The sequence below is a fragment of the Pseudarthrobacter sp. alpha12b genome, from assembly GCF_054130495.1.
The window spans coordinates 3829451-3846578 of record NZ_CP196746.1 but is presented as its reverse complement, the minus strand read 5'-3'; the positions used below and the strand labels follow the sequence as shown (position 1 = coordinate 3846578).

14 protein-coding genes are annotated in these 17128 nt (G+C 67.4%); 7 read left to right on the top strand and 7 right to left on the bottom strand.

Translation table 11 applies throughout. From position 1 onward, the window contains the following. Nucleotides 1–55: 55 nt before the first annotated feature. The gene (locus ACTAQI_RS17750) at nt 56–1186 is read right to left on the bottom strand and encodes a zinc-dependent metalloprotease (RefSeq protein ID WP_457951099.1); all 1131 of its coding nucleotides are present in this window, start codon (nt 1184–1186) and stop codon (nt 56–58) included. 392 nt (nt 1187–1578) lie between these two features. Beyond that, complete coding sequence (gene dacB / locus ACTAQI_RS17745; RefSeq protein WP_457947610.1) at nt 1579–3069, bottom strand: D-alanyl-D-alanine carboxypeptidase/D-alanyl-D-alanine endopeptidase; 1491 nt, start codon at nt 3067–3069, stop codon at nt 1579–1581. Between the two features lie 156 nt (nt 3070–3225). Here dacB and ACTAQI_RS17740 point away from each other — a divergent pair, with 156 nt between their 5' ends. The 3 genes from ACTAQI_RS17740 to ACTAQI_RS17730 all read left to right on the top strand — a co-directional run bounded on the left by ACTAQI_RS17740 (nt 3226) and on the right by ACTAQI_RS17730 (nt 5945). Continuing rightward, on the top strand, nt 3226–3714 hold the full coding sequence (locus ACTAQI_RS17740) for an inorganic diphosphatase (protein ID WP_457947609.1): 489 nt from the start codon (nt 3226–3228) through the stop codon (nt 3712–3714). 112 nt (nt 3715–3826) lie between these two features. After that, nucleotides 3827–5170, top strand: a complete 1344-nt coding sequence (locus ACTAQI_RS17735; protein WP_457947607.1) for a carboxylesterase family protein — start codon at nt 3827–3829, stop codon at nt 5168–5170. Nucleotides 5171–5177: 7 nt separating this feature from the next. After that, nucleotides 5178–5945 carry a DUF429 domain-containing protein gene (locus ACTAQI_RS17730; protein ID WP_457947606.1) on the top strand — a complete coding sequence of 256 codons (768 nt, stop codon included), beginning with the start codon at nt 5178–5180 and terminating at the stop codon, nt 5943–5945. Here ACTAQI_RS17730 and ACTAQI_RS17725 read toward each other — a convergent pair. Continuing rightward, nucleotides 5942–8365, bottom strand: a complete 2424-nt coding sequence (locus ACTAQI_RS17725; protein ID WP_457947605.1) for a phosphoketolase family protein — start codon at nt 8363–8365, stop codon at nt 5942–5944. The genes ACTAQI_RS17730 and ACTAQI_RS17725 overlap by 4 nt on opposite strands. A 189-nt stretch (nt 8366–8554) precedes the next feature. Between ACTAQI_RS17725 and ACTAQI_RS17720 the strand changes: the two genes are divergently transcribed. After that, nucleotides 8555–10786: a catalase gene (locus tag ACTAQI_RS17720; RefSeq protein WP_457947604.1), complete on the top strand. Its 2232-nt coding sequence runs from the start codon at nt 8555–8557 to the stop codon at nt 10784–10786. Nucleotides 10787–10929: 143 nt separating this feature from the next. Continuing rightward, complete coding sequence (locus ACTAQI_RS17715) at nt 10930–11529, top strand: hypothetical protein (RefSeq protein ID WP_457947602.1); 600 nt, start codon at nt 10930–10932, stop codon at nt 11527–11529. A gap of 33 nt (nt 11530–11562) precedes the next feature. Here the strand turns inward: ACTAQI_RS17715 and ACTAQI_RS17710 are convergent, their stop codons facing one another. After that, a complete protein-coding gene (locus ACTAQI_RS17710; RefSeq protein ID WP_457947601.1) occupies nt 11563–12147 on the bottom strand; it encodes a histidine phosphatase family protein in 585 nt (194 codons plus the stop codon). Nucleotides 12148–12214: 67 nt separating this feature from the next. Beyond that, nucleotides 12215–13102, bottom strand: coding sequence for an HAD family hydrolase (locus ACTAQI_RS17705; protein ID WP_457947599.1), 888 nt, complete (start codon nt 13100–13102; stop codon nt 12215–12217). A gap of 250 nt (nt 13103–13352) precedes the next feature. Between ACTAQI_RS17705 and ACTAQI_RS17700 the strand changes: the two genes are divergently transcribed. Beyond that, on the top strand, nt 13353–14348 hold the full coding sequence (locus ACTAQI_RS17700; RefSeq protein ID WP_457947598.1) for a hypothetical protein: 996 nt from the start codon (nt 13353–13355) through the stop codon (nt 14346–14348). 85 nt (nt 14349–14433) lie between these two features. Here the strand turns inward: ACTAQI_RS17700 and serS are convergent, their stop codons facing one another. After that, the gene (gene serS, locus ACTAQI_RS17695) at nt 14434–15714 is read right to left on the bottom strand and encodes a serine--tRNA ligase (protein ID WP_457947597.1); all 1281 of its coding nucleotides are present in this window, start codon (nt 15712–15714) and stop codon (nt 14434–14436) included. An 88-nt stretch (nt 15715–15802) separates the two neighbouring features. Here serS and ACTAQI_RS17690 point away from each other — a divergent pair, with 88 nt between their 5' ends. Then, nucleotides 15803–16885, top strand: a complete 1083-nt coding sequence (locus ACTAQI_RS17690; protein WP_457947595.1) for a diacylglycerol/lipid kinase family protein — start codon at nt 15803–15805, stop codon at nt 16883–16885. 12 nt (nt 16886–16897) lie between these two features. On the opposite strand, the gene ACTAQI_RS17685 is transcribed toward ACTAQI_RS17690, so the two are convergent. Further along, nucleotides 16898–17104: a hypothetical protein gene (locus tag ACTAQI_RS17685; RefSeq protein ID WP_457947594.1), complete on the bottom strand. Its 207-nt coding sequence runs from the start codon at nt 17102–17104 to the stop codon at nt 16898–16900. Nucleotides 17105–17128: the final 24 nt, after the last annotated feature.

Here is a 17128-nt window from a genome sequence, read left to right as displayed (position 1 = left end):
CGTCAGGCACCTGGGCGTTGGGCAACTCCGCGTGGGGCAAGTCGGCGTGGGGCAATCAGAGACCCATCCGGTCAAGCCACAGCTTGGCGTCGTGGATCTCGGGCTCGGTGGGCAGGTGGTCCACCGACTCCCAGACTTTGTTGAAGCCCTCCATTCCGGCCACATCCACCACGGCGCGGACAAAGCGGGCGCCGTCGGAGTACTGGCGCATCTTGGCATCCAGGCCCAGGAGGCTGCGGATGAACTTCTCAATGACGCCGCGGTCCTTGCCGCGGTCGTTGAAGCGCTGCCGGATGGTCTTGACGGAGGGCACGATGCTCGCGTCCACGGCATCCATCACCACGTTCGCATGCCCTTCCAGCAGGCTCATCACAGCGGTGAGGTGTGAGATGGCGGCCTTTTCCTCCGGGTCCTGCAGCAGGTCCAGGATGGCGCCGCGGCCGGGCGTGTTGCCCGTGGCAGAACGGTCTTTCAGAGAGCGGGCGGCAGCGGAGGCGCGCTCCATCAGCGAATCCACGTTGCCCAGCAGGTGGCCGCTGAGTTCGTCGATTTGTTCCAGCATGTGGTGGCGCAGCCACGGCGCTGCCGCGAACTGCACCCGGTGCGTCTGCTCGTGCAGGCACACCCAGAGCCGGAAGTCCTCCGGCGCCACGTTGAGTTCGCGCTCCACCGATACGATGTTCGGTGCCACCAGCAGGAGCCGGCCGGCAGCGGGGGCATTGGAGTTCTCCGCCAGGGCGGCAAAGGGATCGTACTGGCCCAGGACCTTGCTGGACAGGAAGGCCAGGACGGCGCCCAGCTGGCTGCCGGTGATGGCGCCGCTGACCTGGGCAGCAGCGGGGCTGAGATTTCCGTGCCGGCTGTCCAGCATCTTCTGCATGGCGGGCCTGAGCATGACCGCGAAGCTTTGGGTGTTGGCCTTGGCCCAGGACGCCCTGTCCACCACCAGCACCGAAGAATCGCGCAGGTCCCGTGCCGCTTCCAGCCCGGTGATTTCGTGGACGTGCGGCACGGATGCGTCCGCGAGCCGGCGCAGGCTGTCCACCGCCTCGCCGATGGCCGCCTGGTCCAGCACCGGACCCGCGGGAGCCAGCCGCGCTGCGGCAGAAGCAGCGAGGTCCCAGTTGATCAGGGACTGGGCGGTTGGGGACAACGTCGATGCGGACTCGCGCGCAGTGGACTCCATGGTTCCCATCAGAACACAGCAGGCTGGGGATCGTCCTTAAGTTCGCTGACCGGCGAACTTCCACAGCCGCTGCACAGGAGCGCGAAAGCTCGGTTCCAGCCGGCCCGGCCAGGCTGGAAACCGGAAGAGATCCCCGATGCCGGGAGGGCCAGTCGCTCCGCCTGGCAGGACCGGCCCTGGCCCGCATGAACATTGCTGCCCGGCACCGGTTATGCGGGCCAGGGCCGCTCACCACACTTGAAGGAGACCGCCATGATCCCCTACCGTCCCATTCCTCCCCTGGCCACTGGCCCGCGGAAGGGCTGGCTGTCGGTGCTTGCCGCCGTCGTCATGGCTGCGCTGCTGGGGGTCCAACCGCAGCAGCACTAAGCGGCATCAGCGCAGCAGCAGCGCTAGCGGCAGCCACAGCCTGCCAGCGCGGTGGCTGCCCGGTCCAACGCCACCTTGTTGCCGGCGGCCCCGGGCGTCAGGCCATTGCCGATGAACGAGAACACCAGGAGCCGGCCGTCGGCGTCCACCACATAGCCGCTCAGCGCCAGCACGGTATTCAACGTCCCGGTCTTGGCGCGCACCAGCCCGGCACCGCCCGACGTGGTGGCCTCCCCGTACCGGGTGTCCAAAGTGCCTGACAGCCCGCCAACCGGGAAGCCATCCAGGGCGGCACGAAGCCTGGTGTCGGCACCGGTGGCGATGGCCCGCACCACGTCCGTGAACTGGCGGGCCGCAACCTGGTTGCCCATGGCCAGTCCGCAAACATCCACCAGCTTCAGGGTGTCCGAGGGGATGCCCGCCCCCGCGAGCTCGGCCGCGACCACAGCCGTTGCGCCGGCGTTGCTTCCGGGCCGGCCGGTGGCCACCGCCGCCATCCGGCCCATCGTTTCGGCCAGGTAGTTGTCCGAGACCTGCAGCATCAGGTCCACCTGCTCCGCCACGGTGGCCGATTCAACGCCGGCCAGGGCGGCAGCCTTGGGCCCGCCGGGTGAACGCTCGACGCCGGCCGCTACCGTCAGTCCCGCCCCGGCACCTGCCGTACGGAGCTGGGCCGCGAACGCCTCCGCCGCAGCCATGGCCGCATCCTGGGGCCGGGGACCCGTGGTGACGGCGGGATCGAAGCGCGCGGAGTTGAGGGCCAGGGGGTACAAAGGGGCTATTTCGCCGGCCTCCACGTCGCCGGACTGCCAGTTGGGGTTCAACGCTGGGCCTGTGAAGAGGGAGTCGTCCACCAGCACCTTGATCTCGCCCGCGGTACCGGCGGCCTGGAGGGCCTGCGCGGTAAGGGCGGCAAGGGTGGCCAGGCCCGCATGGCCCATGGCCTGTCCAGGCTGCGACTCCCCGGCGCCCAGGAGGACGTCTCCGCCGCCCACCAGGACCACCTGCCCGGGAACAGGACCCTGCACCACCTTCGTGGTGAACCGGTGGTCCGGTCCGAGGGTGCGCAGCGCGGCCACGGCAGTCAGCAGCTTGAGGTTCGACGCCGGCACCCGGCCTTCCGCACTGCCCCGGTCAAAGAGGACCTGGCCCGTGAGCGCGTCCTGCACCATGCCAGTGAACGTACCGCCGCCGTCGGCCTGCAACACCGGTTCCACCTGGGCTGCAACCGCTGACGGCACGGGCACCGGGGCGGAAGGCTGCAGCGGGGCAAGCACCTGCGGGGCAGAAAGGGTTGCGGGGGCCAGTTGCCACGCGGGCGGCGCAGGGGTGGGTGCCGGAGCCTCGGGGCCGAGGAATCCGGGGGCCACCAGAAGAGCTCCGGGGATGGCCAGGACGAGCAGGACCAGTGCTGCCAGTGCCAGCGGCCAGGACGTGCGGGGCCCACCGGCCTGGCTCTCCCGGCGCCGCGGCCGGCGGGCACGCAACCGCTCCCCGCCGCTCGTTTTGGTCATGCTGGTGCTGGTCCTCAAGTCCGGAAATATCCCCACAAGTTCCTGATTCCAGGGCCTCTCGCTATATCCTCAATAGTAGTCGGCGGCACCGACACTCTTTTTCTGTGGACCCGTCAAGTGTGCCGCGCACCCCCTGCAATTGCCGAGGAGCATTCCATGAAGCACGACGTGACCATCGAGATCCCCAAGGGATCACGCGTCAAGTACGAAGTTGACCACGAGACCGGCCGCGTCCGCCTGGACCGCGTCCTGTTCACCTCCATGCAGTACCCCACGCACTACGGGTACTTCGAGAACACCCTCGGTGAGGACGGCGACCCGCTGGACGCACTGGTGCTCCTGCAGGACTTCGACCTGCACCCGGGCGTCATTGTTGAGTCCCGCCCCATCGGCGTCTTCAACATGACCGACGACGGCGGCGGAGATGCCAAGATCCTCTGCGTCCCGGTGGATGCCCGCTTTGACCACATCCAGGAAGTCAGCGACGTCAACGAGTACCTGATCAAGGAGATCGAGCACTTCTTCACCCGCTACAAGGACCTGGAGCCGGGCAAGTGGGTCAAGGCCGAGGGCTGGGGCGACCGCGCCGCCGCCGAAGCTGAGCTGGAAGCCTCCATCAAGCGGTACGTCCCCACCGCACACTGATTTCCTTGGTGGTTGGGGCTTTCCCCAACGGCCAGTCCGACGGCGGGTGCGCGGCTTTTCGAAGCCGGGCACCCGCCGTCGTCGTTTCAGGAAGTTGTGGCATGGTGGGGCTGTGACTTCCGAGCCAGCCCTGACGTCCCAGCTTCTGTTCCATCCGCCGTGCGGCCCTGTCAGCGGCTGGCGGGATGGCGACGTTGTCCGTGCCACCGGCATTCCCTATGCCACCGCCCAACGATTCCAGCCGCCGGAGCCGGTCCCCGACTGGACTACGGAATTTGCCGCCACGTCCCCCGCTCCCGCCTGCCCGCAGGCGCCCGTCCCGTTCCTGGACGACGTCCTGGGCACCAAATACGGCGAGTTGCCGGGCAGCGAGGACTGCCAGAACCTTTCCATCACCATCCCCGGCGACCGCACCCCGGAGGAAAAACTGCCTGTCATGGTCTGGATCCACGGCGGCTCCTACACCACAGGTTCCGGTGACCTCGCGATCTTCGACCCGGCGCGGCTGGTGGCCGAAAACCGCGTCATCGTGGTCTCCGTGACGTACCGCCTGGGACTGTTTGGCTTCCTGGCAACACCTGGCGGCCGGCCCGGCAATCTGGGACTCCTGGACCAGCTCGAGGCATTCCGCTGGGTGCAGCGGAACATCGCAGCCTTTGGCGGCGACCCCGGCAGGGTCACCGCATTCGGCCAGTCCGCCGGCGGCGACGCGATTGCCCACCTGATGGCCACGCCAGAGGCGCCCGCTCTCTTCCAGCGCGCCATCATCCAAAGCGCGCCGCTCGGGATCACCAGGGGGCGGGCCAAAATGAACCACGCCATGGGCATTGCCGCCGAAACCGTGACGGAGGAAACCCCGGCCACGGAGGTTGTGGAACGCGAGGCGCAGGTAGCCCAGGTTGCGCAGAAGTTTGGAATGCTGGCGGCCATGCCGTTTGGGACGCAGTACGGCCACGAGCCGCTCCCCGAGGAGAATGCCATCGAGGCTGCTTGGGACCGGTCCGCGCCAGCGATTGATGTCCTGATCGGCCATACAACGGAGGAAGCCCGGCTGTTCCTCCCCCGCAGCCCGCGGCTCATGCGCCTGGCCGCGGTTCCGCTGGTGGGCGCTCCCGCCGTCCGCGCCATCGACTGGGTGGTCACCGAAACCGTGTACGGCCGGGCCAACCGCCGCTTCGCCCGGCGGCACGCGAAGGCGGGTGGACGGGCCCACCGGTACGTCATGGACTGGCACGCCCCCGGCAACATCTTCGGCGCCGCCCACACCATTGACCTGCCCCTGCTGCTCGGCAGCCGGAAGACGTGGGAGGGCGTTGGCCTCATCGCCGGTGCCCGCTGGGAGGACGTGGACATGACAGGGCGGTCAGTGCGGGCCCTGTGGGCCGGCTTTGCGCGGGGCGATGATCTCGGCCAAGCGGGAGCTGTTGACGACGCGCTGCGTTACAGACGGGTCTGAGCAGCCCGTGAGAACCCTTGGCCTGGACCTGGCGGCAGCCACCAAGAAGACTGCCGTCGCTGTCATCGACTGGGGCACGGACACCACGGGCACCGCCGCCGCCCGGCTCACCCATTTGGCCCTGGACGTGGACGACCAGGAGATCGTTGAACTGTTCGGCAGCTGCGACATGACCGGCGTTGACTGTCCCGTAGGCTGGCCCGACGCGCTGATCCCGTTCCTCACCGGCCACCTGAACTTCGACGCCGGGCCCGTCCTTGAGCACGACGGGATCGCGGGCCGCAGGCTCCTCGCCTACCGCGACACCGACCGCTTCGTTACGCGCCAGACCGGGCTGATCCCGCTGAGCGTCTCCGCGGACCGGCTGGCGCACCCGGCCATGAGGTGCGCAGTGATCCAGGCGAAAATCGCCGCGCTGCACGGTCCACAGCCGCGGGACGGCTCCGGCCGCCTGGCCGAGGTGTATCCGGCTGCGTCCTTGAGGATCTGGGGCCTGAACGGGCGCGGCTACAAGGGCCGCGGCATCCCCGAAGCCGAACGCCTGGGCCTCCTGCTGGCCGCCCTCGAACAGCAGGCGCCCTGGCTGGACCTGGGCGGCCACCGGGACAGACTCACCGGCTCGGACGACCTGTTCGACGCCGTCATCGCCTCCCTCACCGCCCGGGCCGCCGCCCGCCGTCGTACGCTCCTGCCGGATGATGCGCACTCAGCGGCCGCCCGCAGCGAAGGCTGGATCCATGTGCCCGACTGCCGGCTGGATGAACTGCCCGGCTAGCCCAGCTTCCAGTTCCGGATCTCCTCCGGGTCCTCGCCGTGCGTGCGGGTGTGCTCGCGGGCCTGGATCCGCCGGTCCTGCAGGTCCTGGCGCAGGAGCGAGTGCTTCTCGGCCAGCCCGGGCACCCGGTCGATCGCGTCAATGGCCAGCGTGAAACGGTCAATGCCGTTCATCATGGCCATGTCGAACGGCGTGGTGGTGGTCCCCTCTTCCTTATATCCGTGCACGTGCAGGCCCTGCTGGTTAGTGCGCCGGTACGCCAGCCGGTGAATGAGGGCCGGGTAGCCGTGGTACGCGAAGATGACGGGCTTGTCCGGGGTGAAGATGCCGTCAAAGTCGTGGGCGGGAAGGCCGTGCGGGTGCTCGCTTTCGTCCTGCAGCCGCATCAGGTCCACCACGTTGACCACGCGTACTTTGAGCCCGGGCGCACCCTCCCGGAGCAGCTCGGCCGCCGCCACGGTTTCCACGGTGGGGACGTCACCGGCGCAGGCCAGGACGACGTCGGGCTCCTCGCCGGGCACCTCCGAGCCGGCGAACGTCCAGATTCCCAGGCCGCGGCGGCAATGGTTGGCGGCATCGGCCGGGCCGAGCCAGGTGGGCGAGGGCTGCTTGCCGCTGACCACAATGTTCACGTAGTCGGTGGAGGCCAGGCAGTGCTCCATGACGGACAGCAGCGTGTTGGCGTCCGGCGGCAGGTACACCCGGATGACCTCGGCCTTCTTGTTCACGGCGTGGTCGATGAAGCCCGGGTCCTGGTGCGAGAACCCGTTGTGGTCCTGCTGCCAGACGTGCGATGACAGCAGGTAGTTCAGCGATGGCACCGGCTGGCGCCAGTGCAGTTTGCGGGACACCTTCAGCCATTTGGCGTGCTGGTTGAACATGGAGTCGACAATGTGGACGAACGCCTCATAGCAGTTGAAGACCCCATGCCGGCCCGTGAGGAGGTACCCCTCAAGCCAGCCCTGGCACAGGTGCTCGCTCAGCACCTCCAGGACCCGGCCGGAGCGCGCCAGGTGCTCGTCGACGTCGTCAATCCGGTACTGCCACACCTTGTCGGTGACCTCGTAGACGTTCTGCAGCCGGTTGGACGCCGTCTCGTCCGGGCCGAACAACCGGAAGTTCTCCATGTTCTCCGCAATGACGTCCCGCATCCAGGAACCGAGCGCGACCATGGGGCTGACCCTGTCGATGCCCGGATTGGGAACCTCCACGGCATGGTCCCGGTAGGCGGGCAGCTTCAGCGCGCGCCTGAGCAGTCCGCCGTTGGCGTGCGGAGTGGCGCTCATGCGGAAGTCGCCGGTGGGCGCACCTTGGGCGACGTCCGGCCGGAGCCGGCCGTCGCCGTCGAACAATTCCTCCGGCCGGTAGGACTGCAGCCACTCCTCCAGCTGCTTCAGGTGCTCGCCGTTGGTGCGCACCTCGGATAGGGGTACCTGGTGCGCCCGCCAGGTGCCTTCCACCTGCAGCCCATCCACGGTGCGGGGCCCGGTCCAGCCCTTCGGCGAGCGCAGGACGATCATGGGCCAGCGGTGGCCGCCCTCCCCCGCCGTTTCACCGGATGCGTCCTGCCGGTGGGCGTCCTGGATGGCTTTGATGTCCGCCAGGCATCGGTCCAGGACCCCGGCGAAATCGCGGTGGGCCTGCTCGGTGTCGTCCGGGTCCGCCACGGTGACAAAGTACGGTTCGTGCCCATACCCGCGCAGCAACTGCTCCAGCTGGTCCTGCGGCATCCGGGCCAGGATGGTGGGGTTGGCGATCTTGTACCCGTTGAGGTGCAGGATGGGCAGCACCGCGCCGTCTGCGACGGGGTCCAGGAAGTTGTGCGAGTGCCAGCTGGCGGCCAGCGGACCGGTTTCCGCCTCGCCATCGCCAATCACGACGGCGGTCACCAGCTGAGGGTTGTCAAACACGGATCCGTAGGCGTGGGCCAGGGAGTACCCCAGCTCGCCGCCTTCACTGATCGACCCAGGGGTTTCGGGGGCGGCGTGGCTAGGGATGCCGCCGGGGTAGGAGAACTGCCGGAACAGTTCGGCCAGGCCGGCCTCGTCATTGCCCACATGCGCATAAATTTCGGAGTAGGTCCCTTCCAACCAGGCATTGGCGACGACGGCGGGGCCGCCATGGCCCGGACCGGCAACAAAGAGCATCTCCAGGGCGTCGCGGCGGATCACGCGGTTCAGGTGGGCGTAGACGAAGTTGAGTCCTGGCGTGGTGCCCCAATGCCCCAGGAGGCGGGACTTGGTGTCCTCAGCCTGCAGCGGTTCGCGCAGGAGCGGGTTGGACCGCAGGTAGATCTGCCCCACGGAGAGATAGTTGGCGGCCCGCCACCATTTGTCGACGAGTTCGAGCTCTTCCTGTGGAAATGCGTCCTGCTGCACGTCATCCTGCTGCATCTCATCCTGCCCAGTGCTGCCGGCCATAACCATCCTCACCTCGGTGTGCCGCTGCAGGCGGCCGCCCCCCCATCGCAACAGATGGAGGGGCAGGCAGGCAACCCCCGCCGTCGTGCTTCCTCCCCAGCAGGGCCCGACCGCGGGCCTGTAGGGTAGTAAGTAAGCTTAGCTTCCGCTTGGCGGGGCTGGGACAATCTATTGTGGGGAGATCAAGACATGCCGGCCGAAGACGACGCTGTAATTCCCGGGGTTCCATCCAGTGAACCTCCGACCCTTGAAGAGCCCACCACCCCGCGCGAGCCGCTGCCGCCAAAACCGGATCAGCGCGGCCCCGAGGCAGTATCCCCAACCGGCAGCCCCACCGGCGCGCCGGCCACCGCACGCGCCCAGTCCGGCCAGTACCTGACCACCGCCCAGGGGCTTCGACTGCAGGACACGGATCATTCCCTGAAGGCCGGCGCGCGCGGCCCCATCCTGCTGCAGGACCACCACCTGCGCGAGAAGATCACCCACTTTGACCACGAGCGGATTCCGGAGCGCGTTGTCCACGCCCGGGGAGCGGGCGCCCACGGTGTGTTCCGTTCCTACGGGACGGCCTCGAAGGTCACGCGTGCCGGTTTCCTGGCCCCGGATGTTGAAACTCCCGTGTTTGTCCGGTTCTCCACCGTTCTAGGTTCCCGGGGGTCCGCGGACGCGGTCAGGGACACCCGCGGGTTCTCCACCAAGTTCTACACGGATGAAGGCACCTACGACCTCGTGGGGAACAACATCCCGGTGTTCTTCATCCAGGACGGCATCAAGTTCCCGGACGTTGTCCACGCGGCCAAGCCCCATCCTGACCGGGAAATCCCCCAGGCCCAGAGCGCCCACGACACGTTCTGGGACTTCGTGTCGCTCCACACCGAGGCGCAGGCCCACACCATGTGGAACATGTCCGACCGCGGCATCCCCCGGTCCTACCGGACCATGGAGGGCTTTGGCGTCCACACGTTCCGGCTCATCAACGCCAGCGGAGAGACCACGCTGGTGAAGTTCCACTGGAAGCCCAAGCAGGGCGTGCACTCCCTGGTCTGGGAAGAAGCACAAATCATCAATGGCATGGACCCGGACTTCCACCGGCGCGATCTTGCCGACGCCATCGAGGCCGGCGCCTACCCTGAATGGGAGCTGGGCATCCAGACCTTCCCGGACGCGGAAGACCAGATGTTCGAGGGCATCGATCTCCTGGACCCCACCAAGTTCGTACCTGAAGAACTGGCACCGGTGCAGCCGATCGGACTGATGACCCTCAACGCGAACCCGACCAACTACTTCGCGGAGACGGAGCAGGTGGCCTTCCACCCGGGGCACCTGGTGCCGGGCATCGATGTCACCAACGATCCCCTGCTGCAGGTGCGCCTGTTCTCCTACCTGGATACCCAGATCTCACGGCTGGGCGGCCCCAACTTCGCCCAGATCCCGATCAACCGGCCGCACGCCCCGGTCAACGACATGCTCCGCGACGGCATGCACCAGACAGCGGACCACGCGGGGGTTGCCCCATACCGGCCCAACTCGCTGGATGGCGGGTGCCCTTTCCTCGCGGGGCAGGACATGCGTGCGTTCGTAGAGGTCCCCGAGGCGGTTGCGGAATCCATCAAGGAACGGCGGAATCCTGCCTCCTTCGATGACCACTACAGCCAGGCCCGGCTGTTCTTCCGGAGCCTGAGCCCGGTGGAACAGGACCACGTGATCCAGGCGTACACGTTCGAACTGGGCAAGTGCTACGAAACCGCCGTCCGGGAACGCCAGCTCCTGGCCCTGGCCAACATCGACGCCGGGCTTTGCGCCGCCGTCGCCGCCGGCCTGGGCATGCCTGCACCGGAGGCCACCGAACAGGTCCCGGCCCGGGACCCCAGTCCGGCGGTCTCCCAGGTGGGTGAATCCTGGCCGGTTGCCGGGCGCGTGGTGGGCATCATCGCCGATTCGTCCAGCGACCTTGCCGAGGTGGAGGCTGCCCGCAAAGCGCTCGACGGCGAGGGCATGGTTCCGCTGGTCATCGCACCAACCGGCGGTGCGCTTTCCTCGGACGGGCTTTCAGTCACCGTGCAGCGGACGTTCCTCACTGCACGGTCCACGGAGTTCGACGCCCTGATCGTCGCCGGCGGCAAGCAGCCCGCCCCTGATGCCACCGCCGGGCGGGACGCCAAAGCCGGGGAACCGGCTGAAGCGCTGGATCCGCGCGTCGGGCTGATGCTGTCCGAGGCCTACCGCCATGCCAAGGCCATCGGCGCCTGGGGCTCCGGGTCCGCCGTGCTGGAGGCAGCCGGCATCCCGCAGGGGGCGGCCGGAGTTGTTGGCGGGAGCGATGCCGCCACGGTAACCACCGGGATCTCCGGGCTGATCGCCGCCCACCGCGCCTGGGACCGATTTCCGGCAACCGGAGCGGCTGCGGTGCAGGAGAACTGACAGGCTGGTTGGTCCCCCGGATATGTGACAGAGGGTCCGCATCTACCGGATGCGGGCCCTCTCCCCTGTCAGGAATCAGGCAGCCGCAGTCCTGCAATCCTGACCGTTTCGCAATTCCTACTTCCGGGTAGTGTGGACCCAGAATGTTCACATTGACCATCAACCAGACGGACAGCCGGCGCGACGGCGACCAGGTCCCGCAGCTGCTCAAGGCGCTGCGGCACATCCCCGCGCGCCTGGACTTTGACCGGTCGGTGGAGGACGAAGTCCAGGGGATCGTCGATTGCCCGCACCAGGCGGTGGATGCCGCCCTGATCGCGCTCCGCAGCGGGCACTGGTACGTGGGGATTGGTGCGGGGCCCGTGAATGAGCCGCTGCCCAACCAGATCAAGGACGCGTCCGGCCACGGCCTGGTCTACGCCCGCCGTGCAGTGGACCGGCTCCGGAGCAGCAAGGAGCGGGTGCCGGTTGCGGTGGAGGGCCCACTGGCCGATGTTGCCCATGACGCCGAAGCCATCCTGCGGCTTCTGGGCCACATTGTGCGGGACCGTTCAGGCGCGGAATGGCGCGTGCTGGACCTGCTGACCCCCGGAGTACGCGGCCAGCAGAAGGCGGTGGCGCAGGAACTGGGCATCACCACCCAGGCGGTCAGCAAAGCCGTGGCACGGGCGCAGTGGAATGAGGAACATGCCGCCCGGCCCGCCGCCGCGAGACTGCTGGAGCTGATCCTGGCGGCGGTCTAAAGGCCGGTGGCCGCCGGTCTGTAGCTGGCCGACTTAGCTCCCGGCCGCCGCCATGACCGGCTCGCCGTTGAAGTACTCCAGGTTCCAGCCGTCGATCGCGTGATGGTGCGCCAGGTTGAGGGCAGCGTTGTCTACGCTGGCCAGGGTCTGGCCGATGGCGCGGCTGAGGCTGACGCGCAGCAGGGTCCCGTGGGTGACCACCAGGAGCCGCTGGCCGCGGAATTCCTCCGCCAGGGCTTCCAGCGCCGCAAGACCGCGGTGGGCGGCCTCGGCTTCACTTTCCGCACCTTTGAACCCGCCGGGCACGCGGAGCGCTTCCAGCTCGGGACCGGCCTGCATCCCTTCGGCAGGGCCAAAGCTGCGCTCGGTGAGTTCCGGGACGCGCCGGGCCACTTTGAGCCCCAGCCCTTCGGCAATCAGGTCCGCGGTTTCGGCGGCGCGGCTCAGGGGGGAGGAAACAATTGCGTCCCATTCGTAGGGCGCCAGGATGGCGACGGCGTCCCGCGCCTGGCCGCGTCCGACGTCGTTCAGGGGAATGTCGGTTGATCCCTGCAGCCGGCGCTCGGCGTTCCAGTCGGTCTGGCCATGGCGGACGAGGGCGAACGTCGTAAGGGTCATGCCTCTATTCTGCCTTGGCCGCCGGCGGGCACCGGAATCGCGGCAGCGGAGGGTGTTTTGCAGCTCCTTAGAGGAGGCTGCGCAGAACGTGGGCGGCGCCGTCGTCGTGCACTGAGTGGGTGACCTCGTCCGCCGCGGCGACCACCTCTGCCGGGGCCTGTCCCATGGCCACGCCGCGGCCGGCCCAGGTGAGCATTTCGATGTCGTTCCGGCCATCGCCCACGGCGACCGTAAGGTGCTCTTCAAAACCAAGGCGGACGCGCAGGTTTTCCAGGGCGCTGGCCTTGGTCACCCCTGCGGCAGCGATGTCCAGCCACGCGGTCCAGCCCACCGAGTAGGTAACGCCCGCCAGGCCCACGTGGTTGATGGCCTCGTTGAACTCCTCGGGCGTGTTTTCGGTGCTGAACACCACCACGCGGACGGCGGTGGCTTCCAGCATGGTGTGGAAGTCCACGCCCACGGCCTCAACCCCGAAGCTGGCATCCTGGAACCGCTCAGTGGAGAGGAAGTTGCCGTCGGCGTCCTCAAGGGCATACTTGGCGGAAGGAAGCCGTTCCCGGAGGGCACGCAGGGCCGGTGCCGGATCGAAGGTGGCCTTGTGGATCACCTCGTAGCCGTTCTCCAGTTCCGGGTGGAGCCGGAGCGTCACGCCGCCGTTGCAGCACACGGCGTACCCGTGCTGGATCCCGATCTTTTCGATAATGGGAAGCGTGGCATTCAGGGAGCGGCCGGTGGCGATCATCACCTCGTGGCCTGCGGCCACCACGGCCTGCGCAGCTTCCCGTACGCCAGGGGACATATGGCCGTCGTGGTTCACCAGGGTGCCGTCCACGTCCAGGGCGACCATGAACTTCCGGTCCACAGCGGCGAAGCCGATGTTGTTCCGGTTGTAGTCTCGATTGTTGTCTCGCCGGTCATCGTTGCCGGCGACTGAGGTTTCAGTCAGCGTTGTCATCCACATAGTGAACCAGACCTAACTGACACGCGCTAGGACGCGGGCCACAGGTTTATTGAACTGTTGGTTAACACGGCGTGTTTCCAGATTCGGGGCCGGGATGTTCGTTGCGCACCCGCCAACGGACGATACACCCCCGCACGCGCGGGTGTATCGTCCACCTCGCGGTGCGAACTCCACGGTGCCGGTTATCCACATGCACCCGCCGGCCCCTTCAGCCACCGACCACGCTCCAGCGACGATGAGCGGCATGCACCTGATTTCCGCCCTGGACCTTCGCCACACCACCGGGGACACCCGGTCACTCAGCAGGCGCTATGCGCAAGGTGAACTCGTCCGCGTTCGCAAGGGTGTCTACGCCGCGAAGGACGAATGGGTGTCGCTGCTTCCCTGGGAAAGGTACCTCCAAACGGTCCGGGCCGTGGACTTGGAACTGCCGCAATCCACGTTCTGCCTGAACACGGCCGCCGTCCTGTGGGACTTGGAACTCCTTGCTGTGCCCGGATATGTTCACTTGTCCGGGGCATCCAGGGGCCACACCGGCCGCAGGCAGCCAACAACCTCCGCGGCCCCTGACGGATCCGGGCGAACCGGCATCACCCACCTCACCGCATACGGCATCCACAGGCATCGCGGGGATACAGCGTCGGTCCAGCGCGGAGGCCTGCTGGTCACTCCGCTGCCCGATACCGTCATAAACGTCCTGGCGAGGGAAAGCTTCGCGGCAGGAGTCGTGCTGGCTGACCACGCAATCAGCAACCGGCGCGTTTCAGGACCTCCGGTCAGCAAGGACGAACTGTTCCAGGCGGCCTCCCACCTCCCCTCGGCCGCCCGCCGAGACTGGGTGGCACAGGTGCTTAACTTCGCTTCGCCCCATTCAGAGTCAGCCGGAGAATCCCTCAGCCGCGCACAGATGCATCTTCTCGGTTTCCCGGCCCCCACGCTCCAGGCAAGGTTCCGGCAGGGAGGTTCGTTGCTCGCACGGACTGATTTCTTCTGGCCGCGGTACCGGCTGATCGGCGAGTTCGACGGCGACTCAAAGTACCTGAGTGACGACTACCTGGGCACACGGACGGCACGGCAAACCGTGCTGGCGGAGAAGAAGCGCGAGGACAGGCTCCGGGCCGCGGGTTTCCGGGTTGTCAGGTGGGATTGGGCAACGGCCTCGGACCCGTCCCGCTTTACGGCGTGCCTCCGCCAGGCGGGTCTGCCGAATACCCGGAACAGACCGTCCAGCACCCAGTAACGGACAACGCACCCCCGCGCTCGGGGGTGCACTGTCCGTTCGGGGGTGCATTGTCCAGGTCCGGGTGCACCAGCGGGGAAGAAGCCTAGAGGACCGGCAGGACCTCCAGGCCGCCCAGGTACTTCTGCAGCGCCTTGGGCACGTTGACCGAGCCGTCCGCGTTCTGGTGGTGCTCAAGCAGCGCAACGATCCAGCGGGTGGTGGCCAGGGTGCCGTTAAGGGTGGCCACGGCGCGGGTGCCCTTTGCGACACCCTCCGCGTTGATCACGCGCTCACGGATGTTCAGGCGGCGGGCCTGGAATGTGGTGCAGTTGGAGGTGGACGTCAGCTCGCGGTAGGCGCCTTGCGTGGGGACCCAGGCTTCGCAGTCGTACTTGCGTGCCGCAGACGTGCCGAGGTCTCCGGCAGCGGTGTCGATCACCCGGTACGGCAGCTCGCACTTGGCCAGCATTTCCTCTTCCCAGGCCAGGAGGCGCTGGTGCTCGGCGGCGGCCTCTTCAACGGTGGTGTAGATGAACATTTCCACCTTGTTGAACTGGTGCACGCGGATGATGCCGCGGGTGTCCTTGCCGTGCGAACCGGCCTCGCGGCGGTAGCAGGAGCTCTGGCCCGCGTAGCGGATGGGGCCGGCGGAGAAGTCCAGGATCTCGTCGGCGTGGTACCCGGCCAGCGCCACCTCTGAGGTGCCTACAAGGTAAAGGTCGTCTTCGGCGAGACGGTAAATCTCGGCGTCGTGCTTTACGTCGAAGCCGGTGCCCTGCATGGTCTCTGGACGCACCAGCGTGGGGGTGATCATGGGGACGAAGCCGGCTTCGATGGCCTGGTCCATGGCCATCTGCAGCAGCGCCATTTCCAGCCGGGCACCCACGCCGCGGAGGAAGTAGAAGCGGGCGCCGGAGACCTTGGCGCCGCGTTCCATGTCGATGGCGCCGATCAGTTCACCGATCTCCAGGTGGTCCTTCGGCTCGAAGTCAGGGAATTCGCGCGGAGTGCCGACGGTCTTGACCACCACGTAGTCGTCCTCGCCGCCCTCGGGAACGCCGTCCTCCACCAGGTTGGGGATGGTGCGCAGCAGTTCTTCCTGCTTGGTCTGGGCGGCATCGGCCTCCGCGGAGGCGGCCTTGACGGAATTGGCCAGTTCCTTGACCTCGGCCAGCAGCGCCTGCTTCTCCTCGCCCTTCGCCTTCGCTACCTTCTTGCCGAACACGTTCTGCTCCGCGCGGAGGTTCTCGAAGCGGAGCAGGGCCGCACGGCGGTCGGAATCCGCGGAGATGATCGCGTCCACCACTGATTCGTCCGCGCCGCGGGCGCGCTGGCTGGCACGGAACTTGTCCGGGTTTTCGCTGAGGTCTTTTACGTCGATCACCAGACAAGGGTATCCAATACCGCGCACGACGGCGGGCGGCGGGCTCCGTGCCCCTGCCCGCCGTGCGCCGGGCTACTGTTGAACCACCATGAGCGACTGGATTCTCTACCTGCTGATTGCGGTGGCGCTTGCCTTCGCCACCTCCAGCTGGTGGGGGGTGCGGCGCCTCAAAGCCCTGCACGTGCGCAGCACCGTAGGAGGGGAAGCCTACGACTCCGGACTGGCGCAGCAGCGCGTGGCGGTGGTCCTGAATCCCATCAAGGCGCGGGCCGAGGAAGCCCGTGGGATGATCCACAGGGCCTGCCTGGCCGCCGGCTGGGAGGAGCCGGTCTTTTTCGAGACGACCGCGGAGGACCCCGGCTTCTCGCAGATGCAGGCCGCCTTGGCAGGAAAGCCCGACGTCGTCCTGGTGGGCGGTGGCGACGGCACCGTCCGCGTGGTGGCTGAAGCCCTCGCGCACACCAACGTGGCCATGGGTTTGATTCCGCTGGGCACCGGCAACCTGCTGGCCCGGAACGTGGACCTGGATGTGAACGACCTTCACGGCAACGTCCAGACAGCTCTTTTCGGCCGCCAGCGGTACATCGACACCGCCCGGATGGCCATCGAGAACTCCCGCACAGGCCATTACTCCGAACATGTCTTCCTGGTGATCGCAGGAATCGGCATGGACGCCGAGGTCCTGGCGGATACCAATGCGGGACTGAAGAAGGCCGTGGGATGGCTTGCCTACACGGAGGCTGGGGTGCGCCACCTGCCCGGCCGGCGGAAGAAGGTCTCCATCGCCCTGGATGACAGTCCGGAGCAGGTCCGGAACATCCGCAGCGTGCTTTTCGCCAACTGCGGCCTGGTCCCGGGCGGCATCGATTTCATCCCGCAGGCCATGATCGACGACGGCATGCTGGACGTTGTGGTCATGAGCCCCCGCAGCGCCCTGGGCTGGTTGCTGATGTACGTGAAGGTCATGTTCAAGCACAGCGGAAAGCTGCCCATCATGACCGTTTACCGGTCAGTCAAGGTGGTCATCAAGTGCCCGGAACCCATGCCCACACAGCTCGACGGCGACACCTCAGGGGAAGCAACGCAGCTTACGGTTCAGGTGGAGCCCCGGTCACTCCTGGTCAGGGTCAAAGGGCAGGTACAGGGCAGCACGGGAGCTGCGTCACGCTGACCGGCGTGCCGGTCAGGCGCTGGCTTGCTTCTTCGCGTCCGCCGCTGCTTTGGCGGCGGCGTGGGCTTCGGACTGCTCGCGGATCATGGCCTGCTCCTCTTCGAAGCGCAGGCGGTCAGCGCGGTCCGCGTCGTCCCCGTCCCAGTCCTGGTTGTCAGCCGTCGGCTTGGGGTTGACGATCATTCCCTGGCCGTCGTTGTCAGTGCTGCTGCTGGTCATGACCCGCTCCCTTCGTCAGGGGCC